Below are 20,333 nucleotides of genomic sequence, written 5' to 3' on the forward strand. Positions count from 1 at the left end.
CGCGTCTGTTGAGCTTATTTTGACTTGCTTAATCCAATGCGGTTACGTTTCTAACGCCAAGTCACCGTAATCATACGGTGGTTGACATCAAGTTGCACTAAAACTTAGCCTAAGCACAAATTCTCAGTAATCGTTATATGCGTGGTCATGCATGTGATTCACGCCAAGGCCACATCCAGAGATAAAAAAAGACCACACCCCATAATAAGGTGTGGTCTGATGACGTTCCGTTAAGTAAATAATTACTTAAGGGTAACGACACCACCAACTTCTTCAAGCTTAGCTTTCATATCGTTGGCTTCGTCTTCTGAAACGCCTTCTTTGATGATTGAAGGTACGTTGTCAACAAGACCCTTGGCGTCTTTCAAGCCAAGACCAGTGATATCACGAACGGCCTTAATAGCCTTAACCTTTTGGTCACCGGATTCAGTTAATTCAACATCGTATGAATCCTTAGCAGCGGCAGCATCGCCACCAGCAGCACCGGCAACAGCAACTGGAGCTGAAGCTGAGACATCGAATTCTTCTTCGATAGCCTTAACTAAGTCGTTTAAATCTGAGATTGAAGCTTCTTTTAATGAGTCGATAATAGCATCTTTATCAAAAGCCATTTTTTGTTCCTCCATTTTATATGAACTTATATTTTAGTTTTTTTAACACACTGACAGCAAATTAAGCTGCGTCTTCGTCGCCTTTTTCAGCAACCGCCTTAACAGCGTATGCAACGTTACGAACAGGTGCTTGTAACAAGTTGGCGATCGTAGCCAATAATTCTTCACGTGATGGCATCGTAGCGTATTCTTGAACAGTTTCAAGATCAGCAACTTTACCTTCGATCACGCCACCCTTTAATTGAAGGGCATCAGCGGTCTTCGCGAAGTTAGCCAAGATCTTTGCAGGAGCAACTGGGTCTTCTTCAGAGAAGGCAACAGCAGTAGGACCAGCAAATACAGGTTTTAAGTCTTCAAATCCGGCCTTATCAGCGGCACGTACCATGATCTTGTTTTTGATAACGCGCATCTTAACACCGGCTTCACGTAATTGCTTACGTAAATCAGTTACTTGTTCAACCGTCAAACCACGGTAATCAACAACAATGGCTGATACTGAGTTCTTCAATTGTTCTGCAACTTCTTCGACTTCTTGTGCTTTAACAGCAATTGTTTCTTTACTCAACAGATTCACCTCCCAGAATTTTGGTTCAGGGATTTATAAAAAAATCCCTATGTCCACCAAGACATAGAGAAAAAACAATGTCCTCGGCAGGTAGATTAAGGCCGTTAAGCCGCCTGAGTCTTAGGTAGAGATATTACTTAACCTCTAGTAATCTATCACAGATCACCCACGGGGTCAATTGTTTTCAGAACTTAATCTTTAAAATGATGCTAAATCAACACGTACCGCTGGGGTAAAGGTTGAAGTAACAACCAAGTTTTCGATGAAAGTCCCACGTACTGAGGCTGGACGAGCTTTAACGATGGTGTCTTCAATAGTCTTGAAGTTACCAACTAACTTGTCAGTATCAAATGATACCTTGCCAACAGGAATATGAACGTTACCGTCACGGTCAGTCCGGTAAGTCACCTTACCAGCTTTTGAGTCGTTAACGGCTTTAGCAACGTCCATCGTAACCGTACCAGTCTTAGGGTTAGGCATTAAGCCTTTAGGTCCAAGAACCCGACCTAAACGACCAACTTGGGCCATCATGTCAGGGGTAGCGATTGCGACGTCAAAGTCTAACCAACCGTCTTGGATCTTCTGAACTAAATCAGTTTCACCAACAAAGTCAGCGCCGGCTGCTTCAGCTTCCTTAGCCTTGTCACCCTTAGCGAAAACGATAACGGTTTGATCTTTACCGGTACCATTAGGAAGGACAACCGCGCCACGAAGTTGTTGGTCGGCTTGCTTTGTATCAACGTTTAATTTGAAGGCAACTTCAACAGTTGCATCAAACTTTGCGAAATCCATTTTTTTAACCAAGTCTACCGCTTCAGTTACATCGTAAGCTTTGTCACGATCAACGAGCTTAGCGGCTTCTTGGTATTGTTTACTTTTCTTTGCCATCTAAGTGTTTTCCTCCTTGCAAATGTGGTTCAAACGGAGATTTCCTCCCACTTGACACATTCATTTTGATGAAGTGTCCGACATACTCAACAGTACTGAATTAGCCTTCGACGGTGAATCCCATACTCCGAGCAGTACCTTCGATCATGCGCATAGCTGCTTCAACATCAGCTGCGTTTAGATCTTGCATTTTAGTTTCGGCGATTTGCTTAACTTGATCTTTGGTTACAGTTGCAACCTTTTTCGTGTTAGGTTCACCGGAACCACTTTCAACACCGGCAGCTTTCTTTAATAGAACGGCAGCAGGTGGGGTCTTAGTGATGAAATCGAATGAACGATCTTCATACACCGTAATCACAACGGGGATGATCATACCTGCTTGATCAGCAGTACGAGCATTGAAATCCTTTGTGAAACCCATGATATTGATACCTGCTTGACCTAAAGCTGGGCCAACTGGCGGAGCAGGTGTTGCTTTGCCCGCAGGAATTTGTAATTTAACAACGTTAGCTACTTTTTTAGCCACGAGACATTCCTCCTTAGTCCGTGATGTGGTAAATGGAGCTGAGTTTTTGCTCCTCCCACGTAAACGTGCATACGTGACGCACAAATGTCATTGTAGCATATCTATTTTTCACCAGCAACCTTTTTTGTGGTATCTGGATACAAAAATTGGACGATTTGCCGATCAACTTCGTAGTTTTCATGTAGTCGTGAATGGCGAGCGTTCTTGCCATGCACGACAAATTCTTGATACTGGTCACGTGTTGGTCGCAGTAAAAAGCGCAATGACAACGCACTATTCAGAGCGACTGCACCATCACTTTGCGCCGCATCGCCAATATTCCCCGCAATATTTAAATACGAGATTGTATTTGGTAATCGTTGGAGCGTTCGCAAAAAATAATTATAAACGGGCGTCGTTTTGGTCGGGCCGGTTGCCGTCAATGGGTGATTTTCAATCGGATAAGTATTTTGCCCGACCTCGCTATCATTAAACGGCGCCCCAATGGTGACAACCTTACGGACTTCTGGCAAATTCACCAGTTTAGCTGCCGTTGTGAGGTATTGAAATAAAACAACCCCACCCATTGAATGGGCCACTAAATTAATCGTTTGAACATGTTCGTGCGCAATCAAATACTGAACGACCGCTAACACGCCAGCTGCTTGCTGTCGCACGGCAACTCGTGGCGTGGCAAAAATCAGTTGTACCATTGGTCGATAAGCGTCTAGCTCACCAGTCACATGGGGATGATTGTGCCGATCAATCATCACAACTAGTGACTTATTGGCAATGCCTCCCGCCGTAAACCGTTGCAACATACCACCAAATGAAAATCGATTACCAGCATAACCTGGAATAAACAACGTAACGGCACTATCATCCGCTGAATTAGCTGGTACCGTTTGCCGCAAATGCTGTGGCCGCCCATACTGCCAAAATTTAAACGTGATTCGACTCAAAATACCGAACACTAAGACGCCGATGATGACTAAAATTACTTCTGCCAAGATGGTCCACCAGCTTACTTAATTAAAATTAATTACCGAATCTGGTCAACTTGATCGAAGTCCAATTCAGTACTTGTTTCCCGACCGAACATATTGATATTAACCTTCAGCTTCATCTTTTCGTTATCAATTTCCGTGATTTCACCGGAAAGACCAGAAAAGGCCCCGTCAATGATTGTCACTTGCTCGCCAACTTCGACGTCCAATTCGGTATGACGAGCGCTCATCCCTAATTGATGTAAGATTTGTTCCGCTTCATCTGGTAACAATGGCGTTGGCTTACTACCTTGTCCATGTGAGCCTAAGAATCCCGTAACACCAGGCGTATTCCGAACGATGTACCAAGCTTGATCCGTCATGACCATTTCAACCAAGACATAACCAGGGAAGATTTTCTTCATTTCAACTTTATCTTTCCCATTCTTGACTTCGTGGGCTTCTTCTTCGGGTACAACGACACGGAAGATATTATCTTCCATTCCCATGGATTGAATACGGGATTCCAAGTTAGAACTAACCTTGTTTTCATAACCAGCATAGGTATGTAGGACATACCATCTTTTTTCAACAGACTCGACCATTATTTTTCTCCTTTAAAATGTCTTTTGGCAAAATAAAAAAACCTCGTTTGCACGAAGTTTTCTTTCAATACCATTATTATAACAAAATTTGATTCAAAAAGCCATTAATGCCAGCTTGTTAACATTTGTAATAATAATTGAATAATCCAATCAAACAAAGCGAAAAACGCCACGAAGAACAGTGATGTTGAGACAACTGTCCAAGAATCACGACGATTTTCACGCCAAGTCGGCCAGGTCACTTTTTTCATTTCGTGTCCAACTTGACCAAAAAATTTAAATAAGCGCATGTCTAATCCCCCTACCGCGTTTCACGATGAAGTGTGTGTTTACCACAATATTTACAAAATTTCTTAACTTCTAAGCGGTCAGTTCGATTCGGGTTAGCATCAATCGTGTAGTTTCGTGAACCACAAACGGTACATGCCAGTGCAACTTTTTTCTGTGCCATCGACAAAACCTCCATAATAAATCAGGTATAACATTAGCATGGAACTTTTCGAATGTCAATTTCAGGCAGCGGCTTGTAACAAGTCCCGCATCTTCTTACGACACCGATCTGTTGCATTGACAACTTGAGCAACTGCTACATGACGTTTCAACGCAATCTGTTCCGGTGAATACCCCGCTAACAAATCAGCAAAGACCAGCCCTTCAAATGTTGAGCAAATGGTCGGAAAAATTCGGACTTGCTCACGAACATGAACCACGTCTACAGTTGAAAGATTAGTTGTTTGCAGCTTACAAAGTGTATCTTCATCATCGACGTCAAGTGATAACAGCTCACCCTCTGGGCAGCGCTTGCGAGCTTGGGTCCGCCGAATATGATCGATAATCTGATTACTCAATAGTACCCGGTAATAAGCACCAAAACTGCATAAACGCAGTCGCTGATATTTCTTAGCAGCCCGATAAACCGCAATCCGGCCTTCTTGAAGCCAATCATCCTCATCGAAGTTCCGTACATAATATTGACGCCGCAACCGCCAAACAACTGGAGCATACTGCCGAGCCAGTGTGTCAATACTCATATCATCGCCGGCGGCAGCTAAGCAGATCAATTGTTGTTCATTCACGTGATATTCCTCGCTTCTGAGTTAGTTTCAGAAACCGCACCCCCGAGTATCTGTACAGCTAATATACCGGGTCAACACTGCCATCACAAGCGAACGAACGTTTTATTTTATCTACCGCAGTCCCACAGAAATTCCATTATGCGTCGTTATTAAAACCCACATAAATCTTCCATCTATAAACCTAATAGTGCCGTATTGCCCGAATTATTCATAGCGCTAAAAATCGTTAAATGATCTTAAAACCCAAAGTCACAAGCAACCAGCTAATTTAACAATAATCGCTACTAATTCAAGCGGCCTAACATCATACCACTACTTACGATGGTGCTTAACGTGATTACGCTCTAATTGTTGACGATACTGATCTAATGCTGACAGTTGATCATCATTCCATGGCGATTTGCGAACAGCCCCAAGGTCCTGAGTGCGGACAGCCGTGTGGCGTACCTCTTTCAAGGCAGTCTTAACCCGTTGGCGCAATTCCAAAGCAGGGACACGCAACGCCCCTTCCGAAAAAATCACCCACTGTTCTGCTTGATCACTAGTTGCAACTGTCACTTGGAGAACCCGTGATTGCTTTTCGCCCGCATACTTTTCAATGTAACTATCAGCAGTCTGATCCTTACTCGTCCAAATAATTTCAAGATCAGCTTGCCGATAACTCTTAGAATTACCTGGCACGTACATCGCATCAAACACCAAGCTAATATTAAGACCCGTAATTTTTTTATATTCCGTCAACATGCTAATTAGCTCATCACGAGCTTGGGGTAACCGGTCCGTTTGTTTTAAATGATTGAGTTCCGGCCAATTACCAATCATATTATAAGCATCGACAATTAATAATTGTTGTTTCATATTATTTTCCCAGTGGATGCCGAGACGTGTAGCCTTGATAAATTAATAGGCTGGCTGCCACACTCGCATTCAAACTTTGCACGTGTCCAATCATCGGAATCGTTAGCATTTCATCAACACTCTTTTTGAGTAACGGTGAGATTCCTTTGCCCTCATTGCCAATGATCAAGCCAACGGCACCAGAAGCATCCCACTGCCGATAATCCGTCCCGTTCATGTCGGTTCCAAAAATCCAGAGACCCGCTTCTTGTAATTGTTTAACGGTTTGAACTAAATTAGTGACCCGGGCAACTTTCACGTGCTCGATGGCCCCCGTAGAAGTCTTTGCCACTGTACTAGTCAATCCAACAGCCCGACGTTTTGGAATAATGATACCGTGAGCACCGGCCGCATCCGCAGTCCGCATAATCGAACCTAAATTATGCGGATCTTCGATATTATCTAAGATCAAGAAAAACGGCGCTTCATTCTTAGCCTTAGCAACCGCAAACAGATCATCAATCGTTGCATATTCAAAAGCAGCCACCCCGACGGCAACCCCTTGATGATTGGCATTATCGGTTAGTCGATCTAGCTTTTGTTTTGGCACGTACTGTACGATCAAATTGCGTTTTTTAGCAATCTTAGCGATGTCATTCAGCACATCCGCTTGTAATCCACTTTGGATAAAAACTTTGTTAATTTGCTGGTCACTTTTAATCGCCGCCATTGCGGGATGCCGACCAATCACAAAATCAGCTGCTGTCTGGTCCTGTTCGTTATTTGACATTGGAAACCCGCCCTTCATCAACTTGTTTAATGCACCACTGTGCCAGTTCTGCAATCCGGTCCGCCTGTTGGGTTAATTGTAAATATCCAAAAACAGCTTCAAAACCGGTTGAGATTCGATAAGTTACAACATCGGTGTGCTTGGCCGATGTATGACTTTTTGCATTGCGTCCGCGCTTAAAGACGTCCACTTCAGTTGGCGTCAAAACATCTTCGGCCTGCATCCGTTCAATCAAGGCTGCTTGCGCCTTAGCTGAAACATAGTGCGTCGCGTGATGGTGTAACTTGGTGGCCTTAGTAAAACCACTTTCAATCAAATGTTGTCGAATAAACGGTTCGTACACCGCGTCACCAAGGTACGCGAGCGCGATCCCGTTTAATTGCTGATAATCAACTTGCATATTATTCCTTTCTAAACCGCACACCCTGAGGCGTATCTTCTAAAATAATTCCCTGAGCTTTCAAGTCATCACGAATCTGATCAGCCTTGGCAAAATTCTTAGCTTGACGTGCTGCTTCTCGTTCGTCAATCAATGCTTGAATCGCATCATCGGCAAGTGCTTCACCGGTGGCTTCAAAGGTAACTCCGAACACGCCCGTCAAGTTAGCCAATGCAGTTTGTAGCGCAAGCAGGGTGTCCTTTTGAACCGTCGATTTCGCCGCATAGACATTTGCCAGCTTAGCCAGCTCATATACTGCAGCTACGCCGTTTTGAACATTGAAATCATCATCCATTGCGGTTCCAAAGTTAGCCGTAAGGGTCTGCAATTGCTCAGATACCGCGGCATCTGCCCCACTTGCGGCATCTTGCAAGCGGAAAGTGAGATTACGATAGGCATTACGTAACTTATCTAAGTTATTAGCCGCTTCATCTAAGTTGGTCTGCGTATATTGAATTGGTCGCCGGTACTGGGTCGTCGCCATGAAGAACCGTAGCACTTGTGGATCAACCGTTTTAATAATATCGTGGACCGTCACAAAGTTACCCAGTGACTTACTCATCTTTTCATTGTCGTCGCCAACCGTCACAAAGCCATTATGCAACCAATAGTTGGCAAATGTCTTGCCAGTCTTCGCTTCACTCTGGGCAATTTCATTTTCATGATGTGGAAACTCAAGATCTTGACCGCCACCGTGAATATCGAACGTATCACCCAAATATTTCGTGGACATGACGGAGCATTCGATATGCCAGCCAGGTCGGCCAGCACCCCATGGCGATTCCCACGAGATTTCACCGGGCTTAGCGGCTTTCCAGAGGGCAAAATCAATTGGATCTTCTTTGCGGTCGGTTTCTTCATCAGCGGTATGCTGACTAGCTCCTACCTCTAAATCATCAATTCGTTGGTCGGATAGTTGACCATACTTCTTAAATTTACGAGCGCGGTAATACACGTCGCCAGCTGATTCGTAAGCGTAGCCCTTTTCAATTAGTACTTGAACGAACGCAATAATTTCTGGAATATTTTCGGAAGCCCGTGGGTGCACCGTGGCAGGTTCAATATTGACTGCCGTCGTATCTTCCATAAAGGCTTTAATAAACCGATCAGCCACTGCCGGTACCGTCGTGTGATCCTCAGCCGCTCGTTTAATCAGCTTATCATCCACATCCGTGAAGTTGGAGACGTAGTCAACGTGGTAACCGCAATATTCAAAATACCGTCGAATGGTATCAAAGGCAATCGCGGAACGCGCATTACCGATATGAATGTAATTATAAACGGTCGGCCCACAGACATACATCTTCACAACTCCAGGGGTAATGGGTTTAAACGGTTCTTTTTGACGCGTTAACGTATTAAAAACACTTAACATATTGGCGACAACTCCTTTCAATTGACTCATTACTTTTGATGATAGTTTACCATGTTTGAATCACAAATAAAAAGCATCCTTCATACTGCGGAACTTAAACTCCGCCATACAAAAGATACTTTCATATGCAGTCATGCTCGCCTGAATGATTCTCATTACCCTCATGAGCATCAACAACCACACAGCAATCTTCATATTAACCGCACTTTTTATCAATAGTATTGTCCGTTTATGGCGACCACCATACCCGACAATCACCGATCAACTAATTATTATGAGCCAATCATTACTTCGCAAGTTCCGCGATCATCGCATCGAGATGCTTCTTAGTCGTTTCACGTCCTAATAATTCAATTGTCTCTGGCAATTCTGGTCCGTGCATTTCGTGGGAAACCGCGATTCGAATCGGCATGTACAATGCGCGGCCCTTGATCTTGGTATCCTTTTGAATGCTCTTGATTGTCTTTTGAATAGCCGTTGCTTCGAAGACATCAATATCTTCGATTCGTTGCCGGAATTCCTTTAAGACGGGGAGCGCCGTATCATTGTCAAGTTCCGCTTTGGCTTCATCATTAATATCAGCTGGGCCATTGAAGAAGAGGTCTGCCAAATCAACAATTTGACCGGTGTAGCTCATTTGGTTCTTGAATAGTGAAACCAGCGTCCGGGTCCATTCGATCTGACTCATATCGGGCCGTTGTGGTAACCGTCCGGCCTTGATCAACTGGCGAATTGACATTGCAAAGACTTCATTTTCGTCAGCCTTCTTAATGTATTGGTTGTTCACCCATTCCAACTTTTTACCATCAAAAGCGGCTGGTGACTTGCTCAACCGCTTCTCATCGTACATCTTGATGAATTCGCGTTTACTGAACAATTCGCTTTCGCCAACTGGTGACCATCCCAAAAGGATGATGAAGTTAAGCATCGCTTCTGGTAAATAACCCAATTCACGATATTGTTCGATGAATTGTAACACGGTTTCGTCACGCTTACTTAACTTCTTACCAGTTTCGGTATTAATAATTAAGCTCATGTGGCCGAACTTCGGTGGTTGCCAACCAAAAGCTTCGTAAATCATTAATTGCTTAGGTGTATTGGCAACGTGGTCATCACCACGGAAAACGTGGCTAATTTCCATCATATGATCATCAACGACCACCGCAAAGTTATACGTTGGCATTCCGTCACGCTTCTTAATGACAAAATCGCCGCCGACCGTCTTAGATTCAAACGAAACATTTCCTTTAACCATGTCATCCCAAGCATAAGTCGTGTTTTCTGGGACGTGGAACCGAACAACCGGTTGGATACCAGCTTCCTTAGCTGCTGCAATCTTCGCTTGTTTTTCATCTTCCGTCATGCCGGCAAATTCATAGACGTAGTGTGGCATTTCTTTGCGTGCTTTTTGAGCTTCGCGTTGTGCCGATAATTCATCTTCCGTCATGTAAGATTCGTAAGCTTTACCTTCATCAATTAATTGTTGAATCAACGGGTCATAGATTGATTTCCGTTCGGATTGACGGTAAGGACCAAAGTCGCCACCCTTATCCGGACCCTCGTCCCAATCAATTCCTAACCACGTTAAGTTATCCATCTGACTCTTTTCACCGTCTTTAACATTCCGCTTTAAATCGGTGTCTTCAATCCGAAGAATGAACTTTCCCTTATTATGCCGGGCAAATAAATAGTTAAACAATGCAGTCCGAGCATTACCAATGTGTAAATGGCCAGTTGGACTTGGTGCGTAACGCACACGAATCTTGCTCTTTGCCAATGTGATTAACGCCTCTTTCGTATTTTTTCATCTTAAATGTTACGCCGGAAGCTTTCTAACAACCAGAATATTCCGACTTTCACTTGCTTTTCCAGTTTACCATGTTTACCACTAAAAATTAAGGTTTCAGACTGAACCTGTTGTAAAAATGTCAAACTGATACGCAATCAGTCCGACCGACTGTGCGATTCACTAAAAGTGACTGTTCACCTTGCTAAGGGTAGCTTAGTCACCAGACCTAATTGGTCTATCTAGTTAAGACGAAAAAACGGCAGCGACTCATCAACTGAGTAACCACCGCCTAACCACTTAACCTAGTGCCGGTTATCGCGATTATTGTTCCGATTGCTATTATGATTATTGTTATGCTTATTACTATCTTCAGTATGGTCTGGGATACCACGATTAGCATGCGCTAGCCGAGCAAAAATCATTCGACCAGCATCTGTTTGTAAGGCACTCGTCACAACTACATCAACTTTTTCATTGATATAGAACTTCCCATCTTCCACTACGACCATCGTCCCATCGTCTAGATAGCCGACCCCCTGTTGGCGCTCACTACCATTTTTAACGACCATGACATTCATTTCTTCACCTGGAATAACTCGTGGCTTCAATGACTTGGCCAGCTGATTAATATTAAGAACTTGGACATTTTGGAATTCAATAACTTTGTTCAAGTTGTAATCATTCGTGACGATCACCCCGTTAACTTTTTTGGCTAATTGGATGAGCTTACTGTCAACTTCTGGAATATCTTCGAAGTCACCCTCGTACATTTCCACTGGGATAATATTTTCATTTTGTAACTTATTTAAAATATCTAACCCACGCCGCCCACGAACACGTTTGATACTGTCGGCCGAATCCGCAATGTACTGTAATTCATACAAGACAAAGTTCGGTACTAATAACGTACCTTCTAGAAAACCAGTCTTGACCAAGTCATAAATGCGCCCGTCAATCAAAATGTTTGTATCCAAGATCTTATAATGATGATAATTTTGATCTGGCTGAGCATCCGTAATTTCCGGACTCGCTTCCTTTTCACGACGACGGAAGTTAAACACTTTCCGCCATTCATCGATTCGGGTCGTGCCGACTCGAGCACCGATGTAACCAAAGAACAACATCAAAATAATTGGGACGACCGTGTTCAATAAGAATAATGGACTACGATTAAATAATTGCGAAATCAGAACCGCGATCAATAACCCAATAATAAACCCAATACTGCCAAATAAAAGTGTCATTGGATTTTGCTTGGACAAGTTCTTCTCAACCCGATCTACTAACCGTACAGCAGCGTTTGCTAAGAACAATGACAAAATCCATAAAAGCAGCGCTCCCAACAAAAAGTTGGTGAAAACGTTGTTCAACAACACATTGGGTTGCGACAAAATCATCGCCCATAAGAATGGCAGGTAGGTTAATCCCAGCGTGCCCCCCACAACGATAAATACTAGTCGCACCGTTAACTTCTTCATGGCGTCAGCCCCTTTTTTAATAATTTGGTTGTTGTAATGCTAATTGGAGTGCTTCTTTTAACGTTGCGACCCCAATCACTTCAATCCCGGTTGGTATATCCCAGCCCTGTAGATTATTCTTTGGAATAAAGACTCGCTTAAATCCAAGTTTGGCTGCTTCACCAACCCGTGACTCAATTCGGTTAACTCGACGAATTTCACCAGTCAAGCCCACTTCACCAACAAAACAGTCACTTGGGCGAGTTTGCTGGTCCCGATAACTAGAAGCCACACTGATGGCAATCGCCAAGTCAATTGCCGGTTCATCCAACTTAACACCACCAGCCGCTTTTAAGTACGCGTCTTGATTTTGTAACATCAGGCTAGCCCGTTTTTCCAGTACCGCCATAATTAGCGAAACCCGATTATGATCTAAGCCACTCGCCGTCCGCTTGGCATTACCAAAGACCGTTGGTGTGACCAGCGCTTGAACTTCTACTAAGATTGGTCGCGTCCCTTCCATTGAAACAACAATGGCGGAACCCGTGGCATCCTTCAGACGTTCTTCCAAGAAGATCTCTGACGGATTGGCCACTTCATATAAACCACCCGTACGCATTTCAAAGATCCCCAGTTCATTAGTTGAACCAAACCGGTTCTTGACTGCCCGTAAAATGCGGTACGTATGGTGTAAATCACCTTCAAAGTACAAGACCGTATCCACCATATGTTCTAAGATCTTGGGCCCAGCAATGGCCCCGCCCTTAGTCACATGCCCGACAATAAAAATAGTGATGCCATTAGTCTTTGCAATCTGAAGTAACTCGGCCGTAATTTCCCGAATTTGTGACACCGAGCCAATTGCCGAGTCCATATCAGGTTCTTGCATCGTTTGCACCGAATCAATGACCACAAATTCTGGATGCGTCGATTCAATCGTTGAACGAATATTCGACATATCAGTCTCAGGATAAAGATAAAAGTCTTCACTGCTAACAGCCAACCGGTCCGCCCGCATCTTCACTTGTGAGGCACTTTCTTCACCAGTCACGTACAGCACCGAACCGCCCGTCTCAGCCAATTGCCCAGAAACTTGCAGTAACAACGTTGACTTTCCAATTCCAGGATCACCACCGATTAAAACAAGTGACCCCGGTACGACCCCACCACCCAAGACCCGGTTAAATTCTTTTAACTTAGTCTTGACTCGGGGCGTCTTTGTCAACGAAACTTCTTTAAGTCGCTGTGGCTTAGCCGACTTACCCGCAAAACTCACGCGGGACTTGCGATCCGGCTTCGTATCAAAATGTTCTTCAGTTAATGTATTCCATTCGCCACAGTTCGGACACCGCCCTAAGTACCGTGGTGTCGAATAGCCGCAGTTGGAACAAACAAACTGCGTTTTAGCTTTGGCCACTCAAGTACGCCTCCATTCCATCGCCAACAACATCATGCGTGTCAGTTATTTTTATTATTAAAACAATTCCATCCGTACCGTGTTAATTAATCATTCATTGCCACCAGCTACCACCAGGTTTTTTACAAGAACAAGTGTCTGGTTAACTTGACTATGGCACAAAGCCCAAGGTATCGTGCCATAATTCTGATGCTGTAAACAATTACAATCCACGCGTTATGCTAGTTAATCTGTCATGATTCAGGCCAAACAGCAATTAGCATCATGCATAATACCTATTATAAGTTTATTTTACCATTATTAATCATTAAAGCCGTTAAATCACCTTAGCTTAACCGATTTTTTATTTATTGGTCGAGCCAAAGCCACCTGAACGGGTTGTTGTCACATCCGTTTCATCAGTGACGGTCAGATAAGGCGTAAAAATACCTTGCGCAATACGCTCACCTTTTTTGATGTGGATATCCCGAATCCCCATGTTAATTAATTGGACAAAAATTGCCCCCTCATTTTTAGGATTATTGTAATAATCCGCATCAATCACGCCAATCCCATTAGGTAGGATCAAGTTACGCTTTAAAGGGTTACTGGATCGGTTAGCTAATAACAAATACTCACCGTCATTCATGAATGCTTTGATTCCAGTTGGCACTAGCCATGGCTTAAGTACTTTAGCCGCTGCATCCAGATCAGTTGCCGAACTTGTTTCACCACGATGTAATTGCCAAAGTACTTTAACAAAATTCATTTTCCAAATTGATGGTAGTGTAAAATCTTCAGCTGCTTCAAAGTCATAGCCAGCCGCCTGCTTGGTCGTTCGGTACGGCACATGTAACCCCGCCTGTGCATATTGACTCACAATTTCAAATCCCCGTGCCATTTTAAATTCCTACTTTCTCAACATTAATTTAGTGTTCACATTTTACCATACTTTTATTATAGAAGTTTCGTTGACAAAACGGGCATTTACCGGTTTAATTACGGTAGATATAAAACCCTTTACAAGGTGGTGAAATCAATGGAATTCACGCGTGAAGCACACCGCTTTTATTTTAATGACGATCAAGGTAAACTGGCCGGTGAAATTACGTTTCCAGCCATCAATGATGATCAGACTTGGGTGATCGAGCACACTTTTGTTCGCGATGATTTTGGTCACCAAGGCTTAGCCGGTCAGCTGACCAAGGCTGTCATCGATGCTGCTCGGGTTGAACACAAACACATTCAACCACTCTGCACCTACGCTAAGGCTTACTTTGATCGGCACCCTGAAGCTGCCGATGTTTTAGTTACTAGTTCTCAATCAAAGGAGTAATTCATATTATGAATCAGGATCAGTTGAAACAACTTGTTGGTCAAAAGGCCGTTGAATACATTCATGACGGCATGCAGGTCGGCCTCGGAACCGGCTCAACCGTTAAATTCATGGTTGATGCCCTAGGTGAACGGGTTAAAAATGAACATTTGAATATTGTGGGCGTCTCAACGTCTGACCGCACGGCTGCTCAAGCCAAAGCATTAGGCATTCCAATGAAGTCCGTTGATGAAGTTGATCATCTCGACTTAACGATCGACGGGGCCGATGAAATCGCCGATGATTTCCAAGGCGTTAAGGGGGGCGGGGCCGCGCTACTCTTCGAAAAAATCGTGGCCATTAATTCCGATAAGGTGATGTGGATCGTTGATGAAAGTAAAATGGTCCATCAGTTGGGCGCTTTTGGCTTACCCGTTGAAGTGATCCCTTATGGTAGCCAGCACGTCTTTGAAAAAATGGCTGCTCGTGGCTACAATCCTGTTTTCCGTAAAGTTAATGACGAACTGGTTCGAACCGATTCTAATAATATTATCATTGACTTGCATATTGATCCGATTACCGATCCCCATGCTTTAGCTGAAGATTTAATTCACATGGTCGGTGTGGTCGAACACGGCCTATTTTTAGACATGGTCAACACTGTCATCATCGGCCATGCCAACGGTCCCGAGGTTATCGAAGCCCGCCCTTAGTTTTATGCAGCTCAATGCTTGCCCCGCTCGTCATAAACCGATACAATTAGAATTAGATTAAAGGAGAGTGATCTTTTGAGTAAAGCAATCAGTATGAACCAAATCGCCAACTTCCAAGACGACTTGGATCAACGTCCAGAAGCAAAAGTCATCGAACGTAGTGTTACTAAAAACGGTATCTTAGCAAGCAGTCAAGATATTCAAGCAATGAGCCAAACCACCCCTGTATTTTCAATTGATTTAGATACGGGCGATGTCGCCAATCAAAAACAAAGTGGTCGTTGCTGGATGTTTGCCGCTTTAAACACCATGCGGCACTCATTAGCTGAAAAATTTAACTTAAAACATTTTGAACTATCGCAGAATTACACCTTTTTCTGGGATAAGTTCGAAAAAGCCAATTACTTCTATGAAAACGTCTTAGCAACCGCAGACCAACCAACCAGTAGCCGAAAAGTCGCTTGGTTAATGACCACCCCACAACAAGATGGTGGTCAGTGGGACATGCTCGTTGCCATTATTCAGAAGTACGGGATCGTGCCCAAGAGTGTGATGCCTGAAACTTATAACAGCTCAAAATCCGCAGAAATCAACAGCACACTTAACTTAAAGTTACGTAAAGATGCCGTTGAACTACGTGAACTAGTCGCCGCTGGAACCAGCGACGCTGATATTCAGGCGCGGAAGGAAAAGATGTTAAACGAAGTCTACCGGATGTTGGCTTATGCCTTTGGTGAACCAGTTTCGCATTTTGACTGGGAATACCGTGATGATAAGAAACAATATCATATCGACCAAGACCTAACACCCCAAAGCTTCTTCGAAAAGTACGTTGGTTGGAACTTAGACGACTATGTTTCAATCATCAACGCGCCAACTGATGACAAACCTTATGACCATACTTACACGATCGAAATGCTAGGCAATGTTTTAGGTGGCCGCGAAGTTAAACATTTGAACGTCTCAATGGCCGACTTTAAGCAACTTGCTATTAAACAATTACAGGCTGGTCAAAGTGTCTGGTTTGGGTGTGATGTTGGTCAATCCTCTGATCGGCAAAAAGGTGTCATGGCAACCGATGTCTATAATAAGGATGAATTATTCGACGTTGACTTAGCAATGTCGAAAGCTGAACGTCTGGATTACGGTGAAAGTTTGATGACCCATGCCATGGTTATCACCGGTGTTGACTTGGTTGACGGCCAACCAACGAAGTGGAAGGTCGAAAATAGCTGGGGCGATAAAGTTGGGACTAAGGGCTTCTTCGTCATGAGCGATGCTTGGATGGATGAATATTGCTACCAAGTCGTCGTCAATAAAGAATTCTTATCTGATGATTTAAAAGCTGCTCAAGCTGAAGAACCAACTGTCTTAGCACCTTGGGATCCAATGGGCGCTTTAGCTTAATAATATCGTAACGTTAAATCTAAGTGTCGGTACAGCTTTTAAGTACCGGCACTTTTTATCGTCATTTTTAATGGCTCGACCGTTCGTTAATCAGCTTAGCAGTCTGCAAAAAAGCTAGTTAAAATCACGTTTTTTCGTGTGATTTTAACTAGCTTTTTCATTATTACATTTACTTATAGCATTTACTATTACAATTATTTATACATCTGCTTGAGCGTGCTAATTTCACGGGTCGTGATATGAGCAGCCCGGTGTGATTGATAATACATCACTGCACTTTTATTATCTTCGTGCTCCAATCCCAACGCGTGTCCAAGTTCATGTGTCGCAACCGACAACTTATACTCGACCGAATGATTGCTGTCCGGAAAACGATTCGTATAAATCACACACTTAGCACTATCCATCCAAGTTGTACTCTGAGAACCGCTATGATAGTAAGTACGCCACGTACGCCCAATCTCAGACCCGGTCGTCCCCGTCTCGTCTTCACTTTCGCCTAACGTAATTTGCGCCTTCGTTTGGCCTTTGACTTCAACCAACTTGACAGTATTCGTATTGTTCCACCGCTCCACGGCCCTTAACCAAATTGCTCGATAAACCTTGCTGTCACTCGTGATTCGATACGTAATGACCCGACTCTTAAAACGGGCCTTGTAGTTCAAGACTTTAGTTCCATTGTCTAAATAATTGTATTGATAATTATCCATTTGATCATTGTAATAGACTTGATCATGGATTGTGTCACGATTAGTCGTTTTGTCCGCTTCGACTTGCAGTGTATGCGTATTGATCCAAGTACTGATTTGAGGCTCCAACATTAACAATACGCCACAGAGGCCTAGGCTCATTATAATTAACAATAATAAATTTTTATGCTTCATCATCATCAACCTAGACCCCCTTATCAGATTTTAGCTATTAACTGCGCCGACCAGTCTGTTTGTTCACCTGATATATTACAGCGTTCAACATTTTATTACAAGTCATATATTACATTTATTTATGAAAAATCAGCATATTAGTTGCATTACAAATACTTATAGCGACTTGTATCCAGATAACTTTCGTTGTTATACCAGCGTTTCTCGTTAACAAAATTGGACTAATCTTTTATCGGCAATCATCGATTGTGATTACAATCAGTTATACAGACGATTTATTTGACCCTTTAACGACAAAAAAGAGCTTCAGCAGATGCTGAAGCTCTTTTTTGTCATAATTTTCATTGTACCAGGTTGATAAATGAGCTTAAACTAGCAACTATTTCCGTAAAAATCACATTTAATCTCGACTATTACTAAACTTAATACTCATCCTTACCGATAACGCTAAGCTGTGGATCAAGGTGGTAACAAATAGGCACCCCATTGGCCACTTCAACACCATCAATACCAGTATCGCTGATATGTTCCAAATATTTAATCATTGCTCGCAGCGTACTGCCATGTGCCACCACTAACTGATTCTGTCCAGCTAATAGTCGAGGGGCTATCTGATCAATCCAGTAGGGCATGATCCGATCGTAAGCCATCTTCAGACTTTCCCCCCGCGGTTCGACCGCTGCACCATACTTGGTATAGCGACGATCGTGGTCCAGCTCAGCTGGTGCCAATAACGGCGGGACTGTATTAAAGCTGCGCCGCCACTGTTGTACCTGGGTTTTACCATACTCTTGGCGCGTCGTATCCTTATTTTGACCACGTAAGGCACCATAATGCCGCTCATTCAAGCGCCACGTCTTGTACTCTGGCAACCACAACTGGTCAATTTCGGCCAACATAATATTTGCAGTAACGATGGCCCGTTTTAGGACCGAGGTGTGCACGGCGCCAAACTGTAGGCCCGTCGCTCGTAATCGCTTGCCAGCTTGATGGGCTTGTGCGATTCCCGCCGTCGTTAACGGCACATCACTCCAACCGGTATACGTATTATCCCGGTTAGCCGTGCTCTCACCATGGCGAACCAATACTAGTTCTGTCATTCTTCCACCTACCATCTTCAATACTTCCTATAATAATCGATTTGCCGTATTTTTCAAAGTCACAACATGGTTATTGACCCTCACCAGACACGACAAAAAAGAACGGTCAAGCTGATCTCCATCACCCTAACCGTCCATAATTAATTTTCTTGATTTGAAACTGTGTGGGCAGTTGCGGTGACGTGCTCGTCATCAGTAACGGTCGCTGTTGGCTGAGTCGCCCCCATCGTATCCCGTTCACGGAACCGATTACCAACAAAGGTCACAACCGACCCAATCAAAATGACAACAATTCCGACCACTGTCGTCCATAAGATTTGTTCATGTAAAATCAAAGCAGCTAAGATAGGTGCCAACCCTGGTTTGATGAAAAACACTAATGAAGCCGTTGACACATCAGTTTGTTCCATTGCTAAGAAATAAAACGCAAAGCCCCCACCAGTGACACAAACGCCAATGAAAAATAGCAACCAAAAATAATTAAGATTAACGTTTAACAAAACTGGAATTGCAGCGAATTGACGCAATCCAATTGTCGTCAATCCTTGAGCTACAGCCGGAATCTTAGTAATCCAAGCCAAAATTAAAAGTTCAAACGCACCAGCGAAAAAAGTAAAGCAAGTCATCGTCAGCCCATTCAAGCCACGTTTTACGGATCCATAACGAGAGATGATGCTGTATAATCCAAATGTCACAGCTGAGCCAATGGCGAGTAGCAACCCCAGACCGTTCGTTAAATGAGCTGGGTTAACAATAATCAGTAATCCAATCACAGAAATAACAACGGAAATCAAGTTAGCCCGGCCCAACCGTTCTCGCAGAATTAAATAGGAAAATAATAGTGCAAATACCGGATTACAACTAAACAACACAGCTACAGTCGAGGCTTGATCGACCGTAATCGCCAGTTGGTAAAGTGACATACTGACAATGACACACACTAGCCCGGTTAACGCAAATAGTCGCCAGTCAGCACTAACTAACTTTCGCCCAGTTTGCTTTAACGCTCGCAATGCAAATGGCAGTAACACGATCGCCCCAATAAAAAAACGAATGAGATTCAATTGAATTGGATTAAAGGCACTGCCGGCCATCTTTAGCGCAATTTCCATCGAACTAAACATTAAGGTCGAAATTGCAATGTAAAGATATGCTTTCTTCACGAAACGTTCGCTTCCTTCTTAATCAAAATTTAATACGCAACGTTTTCCAGTATAGCACCATTTTCACATATTTTTCAAACTCGCTTTGTTAACTACTATGTTAGTAATCCCAACAAACCGCCTTTTATAACAGATTTAGTTATCATTTGGACCAGTCTTCAATCAACTTTGAAAATAATTTTCACCCACTTGCAACTATTTAGCCGCATATGACCACGCTTCAATTCAAGCCGTCCTCAACCAACGGACAACATTGATTCGAATACCGTTCCGGTCGAAAGCCGTTTCTGCCGATACCGAGCACGCAAATATGTGCAATTCAAGTAGCTTAGATCTAAAGATGAGCCTAGCTAGGGCGTTAGACAAATTTCCAATTGTTATCTTAGCGTAACTAACTGTAATTTCCAGTCTGACCTGAACACGCTTTAAAAA

At 43.4% G+C, this 20,333-nt stretch carries 23 protein-coding genes and 1 other annotated feature; of the genes, 3 read left to right on the top strand and 20 right to left on the bottom strand.

The genetic code is table 11. From position 1 onward, the window contains the following. Positions 1-242: 242 nt before the first annotated feature. From rplL to RXV91_RS02335, 17 genes are all read right to left on the bottom strand, one after another. On the bottom strand, positions 243-611 hold the full coding sequence (rplL, locus tag RXV91_RS02255; RefSeq protein ID WP_003637775.1) for a 50S ribosomal protein L7/L12: 369 nt from the start codon (positions 609-611) through the stop codon (positions 243-245). A gap of 61 nt (positions 612-672) precedes the next feature. Next, positions 673-1,176 (bottom strand): 50S ribosomal protein L10, encoded by a 504-nt coding sequence (rplJ, locus tag RXV91_RS02260; RefSeq protein WP_021731244.1) that lies wholly within the window; start codon positions 1,174-1,176, stop codon positions 673-675. Between the two features lie 29 nt (positions 1,177-1,205). Next, positions 1,206-1,319, bottom strand: a sequence feature (ribosomal protein L10 leader region). Between the two features lie 55 nt (positions 1,320-1,374). Further along, a complete protein-coding gene (gene rplA / locus RXV91_RS02265) occupies positions 1,375-2,064 on the bottom strand; it encodes a 50S ribosomal protein L1 (RefSeq protein ID WP_316438487.1) in 690 nt (229 codons plus the stop codon). A 100-nt stretch (positions 2,065-2,164) separates the two neighbouring features. Then, positions 2,165-2,590 (bottom strand): 50S ribosomal protein L11, encoded by a 426-nt coding sequence (gene rplK / locus RXV91_RS02270; protein WP_003640942.1) that lies wholly within the window; start codon positions 2,588-2,590, stop codon positions 2,165-2,167. A gap of 101 nt (positions 2,591-2,691) precedes the next feature. Continuing rightward, positions 2,692-3,579 carry an alpha/beta hydrolase gene (locus RXV91_RS02275; protein WP_316438488.1) on the bottom strand — a complete coding sequence of 296 codons (888 nt, stop codon included), beginning with the start codon at positions 3,577-3,579 and terminating at the stop codon, positions 2,692-2,694. Positions 3,580-3,611: 32 nt separating this feature from the next. Next, positions 3,612-4,160: a transcription termination/antitermination protein NusG gene (gene nusG, locus RXV91_RS02280; protein ID WP_021731247.1), complete on the bottom strand. Its 549-nt coding sequence runs from the start codon at positions 4,158-4,160 to the stop codon at positions 3,612-3,614. Between the two features lie 104 nt (positions 4,161-4,264). After that, positions 4,265-4,450, bottom strand: a complete 186-nt coding sequence (gene secE / locus RXV91_RS02285) for a preprotein translocase subunit SecE (protein ID WP_003640939.1) — start codon at positions 4,448-4,450, stop codon at positions 4,265-4,267. A gap of 11 nt (positions 4,451-4,461) precedes the next feature. Further along, the gene (gene rpmG, locus RXV91_RS02290; RefSeq protein WP_003637768.1) at positions 4,462-4,611 is read right to left on the bottom strand and encodes a 50S ribosomal protein L33; all 150 of its coding nucleotides are present in this window, start codon (positions 4,609-4,611) and stop codon (positions 4,462-4,464) included. A 61-nt stretch (positions 4,612-4,672) separates the two neighbouring features. Next, entirely contained in the window at positions 4,673-5,236 is a 564-nt protein-coding gene (locus RXV91_RS02295) for a sigma-70 family RNA polymerase sigma factor (protein WP_316438489.1), read from the bottom strand. A gap of 312 nt (positions 5,237-5,548) precedes the next feature. After that, complete coding sequence (locus RXV91_RS02300; protein WP_021731249.1) at positions 5,549-6,094, bottom strand: NYN domain-containing protein; 546 nt, start codon at positions 6,092-6,094, stop codon at positions 5,549-5,551. 1 nt (position 6,095) lies between these two features. Beyond that, entirely contained in the window at positions 6,096-6,863 is a 768-nt protein-coding gene (gene rlmB, locus RXV91_RS02305) for a 23S rRNA (guanosine(2251)-2'-O)-methyltransferase RlmB (RefSeq protein WP_003643931.1), read from the bottom strand. Continuing rightward, positions 6,853-7,263, bottom strand: a complete 411-nt coding sequence (locus RXV91_RS02310; RefSeq protein WP_316438490.1) for a Mini-ribonuclease 3 — start codon at positions 7,261-7,263, stop codon at positions 6,853-6,855. Before RXV91_RS02310 ends, rlmB begins: the two co-directional genes overlap by 11 nt. Position 7,264: 1 nt before the next feature. Beyond that, on the bottom strand, positions 7,265-8,677 hold the full coding sequence (cysS, locus tag RXV91_RS02315) for a cysteine--tRNA ligase (protein ID WP_316438491.1): 1,413 nt from the start codon (positions 8,675-8,677) through the stop codon (positions 7,265-7,267). Positions 8,678-8,963: 286 nt separating this feature from the next. Next, positions 8,964-10,454 (bottom strand): glutamate--tRNA ligase, encoded by a 1,491-nt coding sequence (gltX, locus tag RXV91_RS02320; RefSeq protein WP_021731252.1) that lies wholly within the window; start codon positions 10,452-10,454, stop codon positions 8,964-8,966. Positions 10,455-10,768: 314 nt separating this feature from the next. Beyond that, positions 10,769-11,944 carry a PIN/TRAM domain-containing protein gene (locus RXV91_RS02325; protein ID WP_316438492.1) on the bottom strand — a complete coding sequence of 392 codons (1,176 nt, stop codon included), beginning with the start codon at positions 11,942-11,944 and terminating at the stop codon, positions 10,769-10,771. A 16-nt stretch (positions 11,945-11,960) separates the two neighbouring features. Beyond that, on the bottom strand, positions 11,961-13,340 hold the full coding sequence (gene radA / locus RXV91_RS02330) for a DNA repair protein RadA (protein ID WP_021731255.1): 1,380 nt from the start codon (positions 13,338-13,340) through the stop codon (positions 11,961-11,963). 343 nt (positions 13,341-13,683) lie between these two features. Continuing rightward, entirely contained in the window at positions 13,684-14,220 is a 537-nt protein-coding gene (locus RXV91_RS02335) for a dUTP diphosphatase (protein WP_316438493.1), read from the bottom strand. Between the two features lie 138 nt (positions 14,221-14,358). On the opposite strand from RXV91_RS02335, the gene RXV91_RS02340 reads away from it, so the two are divergent. From RXV91_RS02340 to RXV91_RS02350, 3 genes are all read left to right on the top strand, one after another. Then, positions 14,359-14,655 (top strand): GNAT family N-acetyltransferase, encoded by a 297-nt coding sequence (locus tag RXV91_RS02340; RefSeq protein ID WP_021731257.1) that lies wholly within the window; start codon positions 14,359-14,361, stop codon positions 14,653-14,655. 8 nt (positions 14,656-14,663) lie between these two features. Then, on the top strand, positions 14,664-15,347 hold the full coding sequence (gene rpiA / locus RXV91_RS02345; RefSeq protein WP_033610287.1) for a ribose-5-phosphate isomerase RpiA: 684 nt from the start codon (positions 14,664-14,666) through the stop codon (positions 15,345-15,347). A 75-nt stretch (positions 15,348-15,422) separates the two neighbouring features. After that, positions 15,423-16,754 carry a C1 family peptidase gene (locus RXV91_RS02350; RefSeq protein ID WP_316438494.1) on the top strand — a complete coding sequence of 444 codons (1,332 nt, stop codon included), beginning with the start codon at positions 15,423-15,425 and terminating at the stop codon, positions 16,752-16,754. A gap of 194 nt (positions 16,755-16,948) precedes the next feature. Here the strand turns inward: RXV91_RS02350 and RXV91_RS02355 are convergent, their stop codons facing one another. The 3 genes from RXV91_RS02355 to RXV91_RS02365 all read right to left on the bottom strand — a co-directional run bounded on the left by RXV91_RS02355 (position 16,949) and on the right by RXV91_RS02365 (position 19,901). Beyond that, a complete protein-coding gene (locus RXV91_RS02355; protein ID WP_396426711.1) occupies positions 16,949-17,641 on the bottom strand; it encodes a matrixin family metalloprotease in 693 nt (230 codons plus the stop codon). 419 nt (positions 17,642-18,060) lie between these two features. Then, positions 18,061-18,738 carry a 2,3-diphosphoglycerate-dependent phosphoglycerate mutase gene (locus RXV91_RS02360; protein WP_316438496.1) on the bottom strand — a complete coding sequence of 226 codons (678 nt, stop codon included), beginning with the start codon at positions 18,736-18,738 and terminating at the stop codon, positions 18,061-18,063. A gap of 140 nt (positions 18,739-18,878) precedes the next feature. Beyond that, complete coding sequence (locus RXV91_RS02365; protein WP_316438497.1) at positions 18,879-19,901, bottom strand: DMT family transporter; 1,023 nt, start codon at positions 19,899-19,901, stop codon at positions 18,879-18,881. Positions 19,902-20,333: the final 432 nt, after the last annotated feature.

This window comes from Lactiplantibacillus sp. DA1 (assembly GCF_032681335.1).
Lineage (GTDB): Bacteria > Bacillota > Bacilli > Lactobacillales > Lactobacillaceae > Lactiplantibacillus.